This is a genomic window from Streptomyces mesophilus (assembly GCF_011044995.1).
GTDB lineage: Bacteria > Actinomycetota > Actinomycetes > Streptomycetales > Streptomycetaceae > Streptomyces > Streptomyces mesophilus.
Map to the genome: position 1 here is coordinate 15,877 of NZ_JAAKZW010000100.1, position 11,799 is coordinate 27,675.

General features: G+C 70.6%; 11 protein-coding genes. 5 read left to right on the forward strand and 6 right to left on the reverse strand.

Annotated features, from left to right (window positions below; genetic code table 11):
* Positions 1-27 precede the first annotated feature (27 nt).
* Together G6045_RS22410 and G6045_RS22415 are read left to right on the forward strand one after the other, a co-directional pair.
* Positions 28-540 carry a SigE family RNA polymerase sigma factor gene (locus tag G6045_RS22410; RefSeq protein ID WP_165333840.1) on the forward strand — a complete coding sequence of 171 codons (513 nt, stop codon included), beginning with the start codon at positions 28-30 and terminating at the stop codon, positions 538-540.
* Positions 541-556: 16 nt separating this feature from the next.
* Positions 557-1,468 (forward strand): hypothetical protein, encoded by a 912-nt coding sequence (locus G6045_RS22415; RefSeq protein WP_165333841.1) that lies wholly within the window; start codon positions 557-559, stop codon positions 1,466-1,468.
* Here the strand turns inward: G6045_RS22415 and G6045_RS22420 are convergent.
* On the reverse strand, positions 1,465-1,863 hold the full coding sequence (locus G6045_RS22420) for a RidA family protein (protein ID WP_165333842.1): 399 nt from the start codon (positions 1,861-1,863) through the stop codon (positions 1,465-1,467). The two genes, G6045_RS22415 and G6045_RS22420, sit on opposite strands and share 4 nt — an antisense overlap.
* Positions 1,860-3,068, reverse strand: a complete 1,209-nt coding sequence (locus G6045_RS22425) for an acyl-CoA dehydrogenase family protein (protein WP_165333843.1) — start codon at positions 3,066-3,068, stop codon at positions 1,860-1,862. The genes G6045_RS22420 and G6045_RS22425 overlap by 4 nt, the downstream gene beginning before the upstream one ends.
* A 100-nt stretch (positions 3,069-3,168) precedes the next feature.
* On the opposite strand from G6045_RS22425, the gene G6045_RS22430 reads away from it, so the two are divergent.
* Positions 3,169-4,788, forward strand: a complete 1,620-nt coding sequence (locus G6045_RS22430; RefSeq protein ID WP_165333844.1) for an AMP-binding protein — start codon at positions 3,169-3,171, stop codon at positions 4,786-4,788.
* 4 nt (positions 4,789-4,792) lie between these two features.
* Positions 4,793-5,608, forward strand: coding sequence for a PaaX family transcriptional regulator (locus tag G6045_RS22435; RefSeq protein ID WP_165333845.1), 816 nt, complete (start codon positions 4,793-4,795; stop codon positions 5,606-5,608).
* A 19-nt stretch (positions 5,609-5,627) separates the two neighbouring features.
* On the opposite strand, the gene G6045_RS22440 is transcribed toward G6045_RS22435, so the two are convergent.
* Positions 5,628-7,922 (reverse strand): bifunctional salicylyl-CoA 5-hydroxylase/oxidoreductase, encoded by a 2,295-nt coding sequence (locus tag G6045_RS22440; protein ID WP_328707863.1) that lies wholly within the window; start codon positions 7,920-7,922, stop codon positions 5,628-5,630.
* Complete coding sequence (locus G6045_RS22445; protein WP_165333846.1) at positions 7,919-8,749, reverse strand: enoyl-CoA hydratase family protein; 831 nt, start codon at positions 8,747-8,749, stop codon at positions 7,919-7,921. Before G6045_RS22445 ends, G6045_RS22440 begins: the two co-directional genes overlap by 4 nt.
* 214 nt (positions 8,750-8,963) lie before the next feature.
* Between G6045_RS22445 and G6045_RS22450 the strand changes: the two genes are divergently transcribed.
* Positions 8,964-9,404, forward strand: coding sequence for an ATP-binding protein (locus G6045_RS22450; RefSeq protein ID WP_165333851.1), 441 nt, complete (start codon positions 8,964-8,966; stop codon positions 9,402-9,404).
* Between the two features lie 27 nt (positions 9,405-9,431).
* Here G6045_RS22450 and argF read toward each other — a convergent pair whose 3' ends face one another.
* A complete protein-coding gene (gene argF, locus G6045_RS22455) occupies positions 9,432-10,430 on the reverse strand; it encodes an ornithine carbamoyltransferase (RefSeq protein ID WP_165333847.1) in 999 nt (332 codons plus the stop codon).
* Between the two features lie 105 nt (positions 10,431-10,535).
* Positions 10,536-11,771, reverse strand: a complete 1,236-nt coding sequence (locus G6045_RS22460; protein WP_165333848.1) for an arginine deiminase — start codon at positions 11,769-11,771, stop codon at positions 10,536-10,538.
* Positions 11,772-11,799 lie beyond the last annotated feature (28 nt).

Genomic DNA, 11,799 nt, shown 5'->3' on the forward strand with positions numbered 1-11,799 from the left:
CGAGCGGCGCTCAGGGGGAGGCAGCAAGTGGGCAGACATGAGGAACGGCAGGAGGAGTTCCGGGAGTTCGCGGCCACGCGCGGCGCCCGGCTCTTCCGTACCGCGCTGCTGTTGACCGGCGGCGACTGGCACGCGGCCGAGGATCTGGTGCAGACCGCGCTCGGCAAGGCGTACGCCTCGTGGGCCAAGGTGCGGCGGGCCGACAACCGGGACGCGTATGTGCGCTCCGTACTGGTGCGGACGCATCTGTCGCAGCGGCGCCTCAAGTCGAGCGGCGAACGGCCGGCGTCCGAGCTGCCCGAGGGCGCGTACGGCGACGGGGACCCGGCGCTGCGGGTGGCGCTCCTCCAGGCGCTGGCCCAACTGCCGCCCAGGGACCGTGCGGTGCTCGTCCTTCGCTACTGGGAGGACCGCAGCGTGGAGCAGACGGCGGCGGAGCTGGGGCTTCGCGCCGGAACCGTACGCAATCGCTCGATGTCGGCGCTGGCCAAGCTGCGCGACCTGCTGGACGGCGACCGTGAGTCGCTCACCACGATCTGACGAGGGGGCAAGAGAGATGGTTCAGCTGGATGAGCAGGACTTGACGCGGGTGATGGGCGAGGTGGTGGGCGGGGTGCGGCCGTCCACGCATGCGCTGGTGGAAGAGGGGGAGCGGCGGGGGCGGCGGATCAAGGCACGGCGACGAGCCGGGTACAGCACCGCGGCCTGTGTGCTCGCGGGCGTCGTGGCGGGGACGTCCTGGCTCGGGACGCAGCAGTCCACGCCTGGGGAGCAGATGCGGATTCTGCCGGGGATGTCGGCGGGAGGGCCGGGGAAGGTCACGATCCCGGACTTCTCCGGGGCGCCGACGGATACCGGCACACCGCCGGGCAAGGAGCGGGCGACCGCCCGGACACTGGCCCGGACGTTGCAGGAAGGCTTGATGCTGCCGCTGATCTGGGACGTTCAGGGCTACCAGGGTGAGGTCGCGCCTCGCAGTCATTACGAGGCCATCGCCGCGCTACGAGTCGGCGCTGGGGACACGCATTTCACCGTCGGCGTCACCCTCCATTCCCAATTTCACCTCACTCCTCACGTGGAGCGCTCCTACTCCTGTGATGCGCTCAAGGACCCGAACCAGACCGTCTTCGCGGGAGGAGGAAAGGTCACGACGTGCGGCGTGCGCAATCTCCCCGACGGCTCCGTGCTCAGGCTGTACGAGTTCCAGCAGGGCCACCAGGTGACCCCTCACGCCGATCTGCTGCGACGCGACGGGATGCGCATCAGTGCTGGCGTATCCATCGCATCGGGGCCGGAGTCGGGCGGCCGCGCGATCCCGGTCACCCTGCGGGAGGTGGAGCAGATCGTCACCAAGGACCGCTGGCAGGTCTACGTCGACCCCGAGGTCAACGAACGCGCCAAGTCCCTCAAGCCGTTCGAGGAACTTCACGGAATCGCGGACCTCATTGCCCGCAACGAGACCGACTAACCCACCGCCGCCACCCCGTCCAGCTCGACGAGGCACTGCTCATCCCAGAGCCGGACGGCGCCGATCACCGCCATCGCCGGGTAGTCGCGGCCCGCCAACCGGCGCCAGATGCGGCCGAGTTCGGCGGCGCGCTCCCGGTAGTCGGCCACATCCGTCGCGTACACCGTGACGCGGGCGAGGTCCTTCGGGGCCCCGCCCGCGGCCGCGAGCGCGGTCAGCAGGTTGGTCAGTGCCTGCTCGAACTGTTCCACCAGCGTCGTGCCGACGACCTTGCCGTCGACGTCCAAGGCCGTCTGGCCGGCCAGGAACACCAGGCGTGACCCGGTGACGGTGACTGCGTGCGAGAAGCCCGTCGGCGGCGACAGGGAGGCGGGGTTGATGCGTTCCAGGCTCATACGGGACCGGACTCCTCGGAGGATGCGGCGGACGGGGCAGACGGGGTGGGCGAGGCGGACGAGGCGGACGAGGCGGACGAGGCGGACGAGGCCAGGGACTTGTACAGCTCCTTGGCGATGATCTCGCGTTGGACCTCGCTCGCGCCCTCATAGATCCGCGGCGCGCGAACCTCGCGGTAGAGGTGTTCGAGGAGGTGGCCGCGCTGCAAGGCGCGGGCACCGTGCAGCTGGACCGCCGCGTCCACGACCTGCTGCGCCGTCTCCGTCGCGAGCAGCTTCGCCATCGCGGCGCGCCGCGGGACGTCCGGCTCTCCCCGGTCGTACGCGGCCGCCGCGGCGTAGACGAGCAGCCGCGCCGCCTCCGTGCGCGTGGCCAGCTCGGCCACCTGGTGGGAGACCGCCTGCAGATCCTTCAACACCCCGCCGAACGCCCGGCGTTGAGCCGTGTGCGCGAGGGTCGCGTCCAGCGCCGCCTGCGCCATCCCGAGCGCGAACGCGCCCACGCTCGGGCGGAAGAGATTGAGGGTGGTCATCGCGACCCGGAAGCCCTGGTCGACGGAGCCGAGAACATCCTCCGGACCCACCCTTACGCCATCGAAGGCCAGCGAGCCGATCGGGTGCGGCGAGAGCATCTCCAGGGGTGCGCCAGAGAGACCCGGCCGGTCGGCCGGCACCAGGAACGCGGTCACCCCGCGCGCTCCGGCCCCCGGTGCCGTACGTGCGAAAACCGTGTAGAAATCGGCGCCGGGCGCGTTGGAGATCCAGCATTTCGATCCGCTGAGCAGCCACCCGTCGCCCTCGGCGCGGGCCTCGAGAGAGAGCGCTCCCGCATCCGACCCCGCCCCCGGCTCACTGAGCGCGAAGGCCGCGACCGCGCGGCCCGCCGAGACCTCGGGGAGCCAGCGGGCGCGCTGGGCGTCGGTGCCGTGGGCATGGACCGGGTGGGCGCCGAGACCTTGCAGCGCGAGGGCCGTCTCCGCCTCCGTACAGCCGTACGCGAGCGACTCCCGCATCAGGCACAGCTCGAGGGAGCCGGAGGTGAACAGGCGGGAAAGCAGGCCGAGTTCACCGAGCGCGGCCACCAACGGGCGGTTCACCTCTCCCGGTTCGCCCGCTTCGGTGAGCGGGCGCAATCGCGTGGCGGCAAGCTCCCGCAGCTCGGCACACCACTGAAGTTCCTTCGGCCCCAGGGCGAATTCCGGCACCGTGGCGCTCCCTCCGACGGACGTATCGCGCAGTGTTGACTGTCGTCATCATCACGATACGCTCGTTACGCGACCCCACCACAGTGAAGGGGCAGCCAATATGGAGCCGACACCGCTCAGCACGTCCGCCCACGCCGACACCTTCGCGCGGGACCACCTGCCGCCCGCGGATCAGTGGCCGGAACTCACCTTCGACCTGCCCGAGCTGCACTATCCCGACCGCCTCAACTGCGGGGCCGAGCTGCTCGATGCGACCGTCGGGCGCTTCGGTGCCTCGCGGCCCGTGTTCCGCACCGGCTCCGGTGAGGTGTGGACGTACGGACAACTGCAGGGCCATGTCGACCGGATCGCGCACGTGCTCACCGCGGAGCTGGGTGTCGTGCCCGGAAACCGGGTGCTCCTTCGCGGGCCCACCGGCCCGTGGCTCGCGGCCTGCTGGCTGGCCGTGATGAAGGCGGGCGCCGTGGCCGTGACGGTCCTCGCCCAGCATCGCGCGCAGGAGCTGGCGACGATGTGCGAGATCGCCCAGGTCGGCCACGCGCTGTGCGACGCGCGCTTCCTCGAGGACCTCAAGGATGTGCCCGGTCTGCGGGTCACGCCCTTCGGCGGTGACACCCCCGACGATCTGTGCCGGCTCGCAGAGCAGCAGCCCGAGTGGTTCGCACCGGTCGAGACGGCCGCCGACGATGTCGCGCTGATCGCGTTCACCAGCGGGACGACCGGGCGGCCGAAGGGCTGTATCCACTTCCACCGCGATGTCCTCGCGATCGCCGACACCTTCTCGCGCCATGTCCTGAAGCCCGAGCCGGACGACGTGTTCGCAGGCAGTCCCCCGCTCGGCTTCACCTTCGGGCTCGGCGGTCTCGTGATCTTCCCGATGCGGGCCGGTGCGAGTGCGCTGCTGCTCGAACAGGCCGGCCCCAAGCAGCTGTTGCCCGCCATCGCCGAGCACGGGGTCTCCGTGGTGTTCACCGCGCCGACCGCGTATCGCGCGCTGCTCGACGGGATCGACAAGGGCGCGGACGTACGGACGCTGCGGCGCTGTGTGTCCGCCGGCGAGAATCTGCCGGCCGCGACCTGGCAGTCCTGGTACGAGCGGACCGGCCTGAAGATCATCAACGGGATCGGCGCGACCGAGCTGCTGCATATCTTCATCTCCGCCGCCGACGACGCCGTCCGCCCGGGCACCACCGGCACCCCCGTCCCCGGCTGGACCGGGCGCGTGGTCGACGGCGAGGGCAAACCGGTCCCCGACGGCGAGCCCGGGCTGCTCGCGGTGCGCGGTCCTGTCGGCTGCCGCTATCTGTCGGATCCGCGGCAGTCGGAGTACGTCCGCGACGGCTGGAACATCACCGGCGACACCTACGTCCGCGAGCCGGACGGCTACTTCCGTTACGTGGCCCGCGCGGACGACATGATCATCTCGGCCGGGTACAACATCGCGGGCCCGGAGGTCGAGGACGCCCTGCTCAGGCACCCCGACGTGCTGGAAGCCGCGGTCGTCGGACAGCCGGACGAGCTGCGCGGACAGATCGTCGCCGCGTATGTGGTGCTGCGGGACGGTGCACCGCGTACACCGCAGACGGCCGGGGCGCTGCGGGAGTTCGTGAAGGCCGAGCTGGTGCCGTACAAGTGCCCGCGCCTGATCGAATTCCCCGAGGCCCTGCCGCGGACGCCGACGGGGAAGCTGCAGCGCTTCAAGCTGCGCGTTCTAGAGTGATCACGTGGCAGAGCAGCAGACTCCGCGATCTTTGATCGTCACGTTCTACGGGGCCTACGGGCGCCGCCTCCAAGGACCCGTCCCGGTGGCCGAGTTGATCCGGCTGCTCGACGCGGTCGGGGTGGACGCACCGGCGGTGCGCTCCTCGGTGTCGCGTCTGAAGCGGCGCGGGCTGCTCGTGCCCGAGCGCACCGGGCAGGGCGCCGCGGGGTACGCGCTGTCCGGCGAGGCGCGGCGGCTGCTCGACGACGGGGACCGGCGGATCTACGCCGAGGGCCCGCCCTCCGTGCGCGACGGCTGGGTGCTCGCGGTGTTCTCGGTCCCTGAGGCCGAGCGCAGCAAGCGCCATGTGCTCCGCTCCCAGCTGGCGCGCCTCGGCTTCGGCACGGCGGCGCCCGGAGTGTGGATCGCGCCGGCCCGCCTGTACGAGGAGACCCGGCACACGCTGGAGCGGCTCCAACTCGACCGGTACGTCGACCTGTTCCGTGGGGAGCATCTGGGATTCGCGGCGACCGCGGAATCGGTGGCCCGCTGGTGGGATCTGGCCGCGCTCGCCAAACTGCACAGGGAATTCCTCGACCGCCATGAACCGGTGCTCGCCGCTTGGGAGTCCCGCACGGACACGCCCGCCGAAGAGGCGTACCGCGACTATCTGCTCACCCTCGACTCCTGGCGCCACCTCCCGTACGCCGACCCCGTCCTGCCCCCGGAACTGCTGCCACCCGAGTGGCCCGGCAGCAGATCGGCGGAGGTTTTCGGGCGGCTGCACCGGCGGCTGCGGGACGCCGGGGCGCGGTTCGCGGAGCTCCCGGACGCCTGAAAGCCTCTCTTCGCAGCGCCTACCCCAGCGTCAGCCGCGGCTTAGGCGCGTCCGTGCGGCCGGTCTGGGGGCGGCGGCTGCCCGCCTGGTACGGGAGCGGCCAGGCGATCCCGGGTCCGGAGTAGCCCTGCTCGGCCGCCGCGTGCAGCGTCCAGTGCGGGTCGTACAGATGCGGCCGCGCGAGGGCGCACAGATCGGTGCGGCCCGCCAGGATCAGCGAGTTGACGTCGTCCCACGAGGAGATCGCCCCCACCGCGATCACCGGGATCCCGGTCTCCTGCCGGATCCGGTCGGCGTACGGGGTCTGGTACGAGCGCCCGTACGCGGGCCGCTCCTCGTCCACCACCTGCCCGGTCGACACATCGACGGCGTCCGCGCCATGCGCCGCGAACGCCCGGGCGATCTCCACCGCGTCGTCCCCGTCGTTGCCGCCCTCGGCCCAGTCGGTCGCGGAGATCCGTACTGTCAGGGGCCGTTCGGCCGGCCAGATGGCCCGTACCGCGTCGAAGACCTCGAGCGGATAGCGCAGCCGGTCGGCGAGCGGACCTCCGTACTCATCGGTGCGCAGGTTGGTCAGCGGGGACAGGAAGCTCGACAGCAAGTAGCCGTGCGCGCAATGCAGTTCGAGCAGATCGAAGCCGCAGCGCTCGGCCCGCCAGGCGGCGGCCGCGAACTGCTCGCGGATCTCGGTGAGCCCGTCCCGGGTGAGCTCCTGCGGGGTCTGGCTGCCTTGCTTGTACGGGAGCGGCGAGGGCGCGGCCAGGGGCCAGTTGCCGTCGTCGAGGGGTTCGTCGATGCCCTCCCACATCAGCTTGGTGGAGCCCTTGCGGCCGGAGTGGCCGAGCTGCAGACCGATCGCGGTGCCGGGCGCCTGCTGATGGACGAAGGCGGTGATACGGCTCCACGCGTCGGCCTGCTGCGGGTTCCACAGGCCCGCACAGCCGGGCGTGATCCGGCCTTCGGGGCTGACGCACACCATCTCGGTCATCACCAGGCCGGCCCCGCCGAGCGCGCGGGCGCCGAGGTGCACCAGGTGGAAGTCGCCGGGGACGCCGTCGACGGCCGAGTACATGTCCATCGGCGAGACGACCACGCGGTTGCGCAGCTCCAGGCCGCCGATCCGCAGTGGTGTGAACATGGGCGGGGTCCCGGGCGGGCAGCCGAACTCGCGCTCCACGTCCGCGGTGAACTCAGGGTCCCTGAGCCGCAGATTGTCATGGGTCACGCGGCGGCTGCGGGTGAGCAGATTGAACGCGAACTGCCGCGGCGGCTGGTCCGCATAGCGCCCGAGCTCCTCGAACCATTCGAGGCTCGCGCGGGCCGCCCGCTGCGTGGAGGTCACGACGGGGCGCCGCTCCTCCTCGTACGCCTGGAGGGCCCGCTCGATCGTGGGCTGTTCCTCGATGCAGGCGGCGAGGGCGAGGGCGTCCTCGACGGCGAGTTTGGTGCCGGAGCCGATGGAGAAGTGCGCGGTGTGGGCGGCGTCGCCGAGAAGCACCGTACGACCGTGGGACCAGCGGTCGTTGACGACGGTGCGGAAGCGGATCCAGCTGGAGTTGTTGGACCGCAGCGGGCGGCCGTCGAGCGCGTCGGCGAAGAGCTTGGCGCAGCGGTCCACCGACTCGCGCTCGCCGAGCCCGTCGAAGCCGGCCGCCTGCCAGACCTCTTCGCGCATCTCGACGATCACGGTGGATTCGCTGTCGTTGTACGGATAGCCGTGCAGCTGCATCACGCCGTGCCCGGTCTCGGCGATCTCGAAGCGGAACGCGTCGAAGGCGAAGTCCGCGGCCAGCCAGATATAGCGGCAGCGGTGCTCCTCGATCCGTGGGCCGAAGACGTCGGCGTGGGCCTCACGGGTCAGGCTGTTCACCCCGTCGGCGGCGATCACCAGGTCGTACGAGGCGGCCAGTGCGGCCGCGGGTGGCGCCTGGGTGCGGAAGCGGAGCTCGACGCCGAGGTCCCGGCAGCGCTCGTGCAGGATCTGTAGCAGCCGCTTGCGCCCGAGCGCGGCGAAGCCGTGGCCGCCCGAAGTGGAGCGGTGGCCGCGGTGCACGATGTCGATGTCGTCCCAGCGCACGAACTCGCGCTGCATCGCCGCGTAGACCACCGGGTCGGCGTGCTCGATCCCGCCGAGGGTCTCGTCGGACAGGACGACGCCGAAGCCGAAGGTGTCGTCGGGTGCGTTGCGCTCCCAGACGGTGATCTCGCGGGCCGGGTCGAGTCGCTTGAGCAGCGCGGCGGCGTAGAGACCGCCGGGCCCGCCGCCGATGACGGCGACGCGCAGGGGCCCGGTCGGCGCGCCCACTGCGGTCACTTCCCCTGCCACTTCGGCGGGCGCTTCGCGGTGAAGGCGGCATGGAACTCCGCGTAGTCCTCCCCGTTCATCAGCAGCGCCTGGGTCGCGGCGTCCATCTCGACGGCGGCGGCGAGCGGCATGTCGAGCTCGGCCGTGAGCAGGGCCTTCGTCTGCGCGTACGCGAGGGCGGGACCCTCGGCGAGCCGGTGCGCCAGGGCCTGCGCGGCCTCGTCGGAGCGGCCCTCGTCGGTCAGCTCGCTGATCAGCCCGATCCGTTCGGCCTCGGGCGCCCGCACCGTGTCGCCCAGCATGAGCAGCCGGGTCGCATGCCCGAGCCCGACGATCCGGGGCAGCAGATAGGCCGCGCCCATGTCGCCGCCGGAAAGGCCGACCTTGGTGAACAGGAACGCGAACCGCGCCGAAGGGTCGGCGAGCCGGAAGTCCGCGGCGAGCGCGAGCACGGCTCCGGCGCCCGCGGCCACGCCGTGCAGCGCGGCGATCACGGGGAAGGGGCACTCGCGGATCGCGCGCACGACCTGGCCGGTCATCCGGTTGAAGTCGAGCAGCTGTGAGGTGTCCATCCCGAGCGTGGCACCGATGATCTCGTCGACATCGCCACCGGAGCAGAAACCCCGGCCCTCACCGGCCAGGACCAGCGCGCGGACGGTTTTCTCGCGGGCCAGCTCGGCGAGCAGATCCCGCAGATCGGCGTACGCGCCGAAAGTCAGCGCATTGAGTTTCTCGGGCCGGGCGAGCGTCACCGTGGCCACGGAGCTCTCATCGACGCTCACCCTCAGGTGGCGCCACTCGGAGGTGCGGGACGCGGAACCGGTGAACGGACTCATACCGAGGCCTCCTGCGGGCGGCGTATGCGGCCCTTCGAAGCTATCACTCGGATATGACTGCCGTCACGAGTCCGCGATAAGGCGGCCACCGATTCCCTCCCACTCGCCCCAAAGGTCCCGATTTATGTGGCGTACGTCCCACTTCACCCCGGCCCGGTGGCTCTACTGGCAACGGGGTTACGCTTCCTATGGTTGAAAGCAGGACAGCCTGCCTCTGAACGGACCCGCCTTGCACGAACTCCCCACCTCCTGGCGCATCGCGCTGCCGCACTCCGTCGCGGCCGTGCCCGTGGCCCGCGCCCTGGTCCGTACGGCGCTGCAGGACATCGACGCCGACCAGGCCGCGGACTGCGACACCGCGGAGCTGCTCACCGCGGAACTGGTCGCGAACGCCGTCGAGCACACCTCCGGCGACGCCCCCATCGAGCTGGTGGTCGAACTGCTGCCGACCGGCTGTCAGGTCGAGGTGCACGATCCCTCGCCCGCACCGCCCGGCGATCTGACCCGCCCGAAGCCCGACGAACACCCGGACCCGTGGCAGGAACACGGCCGCGGACTGCTGCTGATCCGCACCCTGAGCCAGGCATGCGGACACCGCCTCACCGATTCCGGCAAGGCGGTGTGGTTCACGCTTCCGGCACGCCCGGCGCTCTGACCCCGGAGCCGCTCGAAAGACAGGCTCTCAGCTCAGGGTCGCGACCATGACGGCCTTGATGGTGTGCAGCCGGTTCTCGGCCTCGTCGAAGACCACCGAGTGCGCCGACTCGAAGACCTCGTCGGTGACTTCGAGCGAGTCGAGCCCGTACTGCTCGTGGATCTCCTGCCCGACCTTGGTACCGAGGTCGTGGAACGCGGGCAGACAGTGCAGGAACTTCACGTCCGGATTGCCGCTCGCGCGCAGCACGTCCATCGTCACGGCGTACGGCGTCAGGGCGGTGATCCGCTCGGCCCAGACCTCCTTGGGCTCCCCCATCGAGACCCAGACGTCGGTGACGACGAAGTCCGCGCCGCGCACGCCCTCCTCGACGCCCTCGGTGAAGGTGATCCGCGCACCGCTCTTCCCGGCCAGCTCGCGGGCCTGCGCCACGATCTCGTCGGCCGGCCAGTAGGCGCGGGGCGCGACGATCCGTACGTCCATGCCGAGCAGCGCGCCGGTCACCAGATACGAGTTGCCCATATTGAAGCGGGCGTCGCCGAGATAGGCGAACGAGACGTCCGTGAGCGGCTTGGTGCTGTGCTCGGTCATGGTGAGCACATCGGCGAGCATCTGGGTGGGGTGCCAGTCGTCGGTCAGCCCGTTCCAGACCGGCACTCCGGCGTACGCGGCGAGCTCCTCGACCCCGGCCTGGCTGTCACCGCGGAACTCGATCCCGTCGAACATCCGGCCGAGCACGCGAGCGGTGTCCTTCACCGACTCCTTGTGACCTATCTGGGATCCGGACGGGTCGAGGTAGGTGGTGGAGGCGCCTTGGTCGGCGGCCGCGACCTCGAACGCGCAGCGCGTACGGGTCGAGGTCTTCTCGAAGACCAGCGCGATGTTCTTCCCGGTGAGCCGCTTGGTCTCCGTACCGGCCTTCTTGGCCGCCTTGAGCTCGGCGGCCAGCTCGACCAGGCCGAGGAATTCCTCGGCGGTGAAGTCGAGCTCCTTGACGAAGGAACGCCCGGTCAAGTGGGTGGCCATGCGCATGCTCCAGGACTGTCGGGGACGGGACCGCTGACTCGCTTGCCTGACTGCAAGTCTATACGAGGGTCAGTAAATGTATACCGAGCAGCGGAGTGCCTCCCCTCACCCCACGGCATCCCGCTCCACCGGGCAACTCATACACCGCGGCCCGCCACGCCCACGCCCCAGCTCGCTGCCCCGGATCTCGATGACCTCGATGCCTTCCTTGCGCAGATACGTGTTGGTGGTGGCGTTGCGCTCGTACGCGATCACGACGCCGGGCTCGACGGCGAGCACGTTGCAGCCGTCGTCCCACTGCTCCCGCTCGGCGGAGTGCACGTCCTGGACCGCGGTCAGGACGCGGATCGAGCCGAGTCCGAGGGCCGCCGCGATGGCCCGGTGCATATGCTCGGGCGGATGGTCGGTGACCTTCAACTCCCGCTCGCCGACGCCCGGTTCGATGGTGTACGAGGGGAGCATGCCGAGTCCCGCGTACTGGGTGAAGGTGTCTCCGTCGACCATCGTCATCACGGTGTCGAGGTGCATGAACGCCCGTCGCTTGGGCATGTCGAGCGCCACGATGCTGCGGGCGGATCCGGCCGCGAAGAGCTTGTGCGCCAGCATCTCCACGGCCTGCGGGGTGGTCCGTTCGCTCATCCCGATGAGCACGGCCCCGTTGCCGATGACCAGGACGTCGCCGCCCTCGATGGTCGACGGGTAGTCGGACTGGCCCTCGGACCAGTGGTGGAACGTTCCGGCCCCGGATCCCGTGAACAGCGGATGGTGCCGGTAGATCGCCTCGAAGTGCACGGTCTCGCGCTGCCGGGCGGGCCAGCGCATCGCGTTGATCGACACCCCGTCATAGATCCAGGCGGAGGTGTCGCGGGTGAAGAGGTGGTTGGGCAGCGGCCCGAGCAGGAAGTCGTCGAGCTCCATGGTGTGGAAGCGCACGGAGGTGGGCTCGGGGTGCCGCTCCAGGTACTCGCGCTTGGTCATCCCGCCGACAAGCGCGGACACCAGATCCGTCGCGGACATCGTCTGGAAGGCCGCCCGCAGGGTCGGGGTGGCCAGGGGGCCGTAGGCCTTCTCGTCGAAGACCCGGTCGAGGACGAGGTCGCGTGCGGCGGGGAGGTTCAGCGTCTCCTGGAGCAGGTCGCCGAAGAGGTGCACCTCGACGCCGCGGTCGCGCAGCACGTCGGCGAATCCGTCGTGCTCCTGGCGGGCCCGGCGGACCCACAGGACGTCGTCGAAGAGGAGGGTGTCCTTGTTGCTGGGCGTGAGGCGCTTCAGCTCCAGGTCGGGCCGGTGCAGGATGACGCGGCGCAGCCGGCCGGTTTCGGAGTCGACGTGGAATCCCATGACGGCATCCTTACCCACTTCAGGGCTG

Coding starts and splice junctions, on each gene's coding strand:
- G6045_RS22430 (WP_165333844.1), top strand. CDS start 3,169: ATGGAGCCGACACCGCTCAGCACGTCCGCCCACGCCGACACCTTCGCG.
- G6045_RS22445 (WP_165333846.1), bottom strand. CDS start 8,749: ATGAGTCCGTTCACCGGTTCCGCGTCCCGCACCTCCGAGTGGCGCCAC.
- argF (WP_165333847.1), bottom strand. CDS start 10,430: ATGGCCACCCACTTGACCGGGCGTTCCTTCGTCAAGGAGCTCGACTTC.
- G6045_RS22460 (WP_165333848.1), bottom strand. CDS start 11,771: ATGGGATTCCACGTCGACTCCGAAACCGGCCGGCTGCGCCGCGTCATC.
- G6045_RS22420 (WP_165333842.1), bottom strand. CDS start 1,863: ATGAGCCTGGAACGCATCAACCCCGCCTCCCTGTCGCCGCCGACGGGC.
- G6045_RS22415 (WP_165333841.1), top strand. CDS start 557: ATGGTTCAGCTGGATGAGCAGGACTTGACGCGGGTGATGGGCGAGGTG.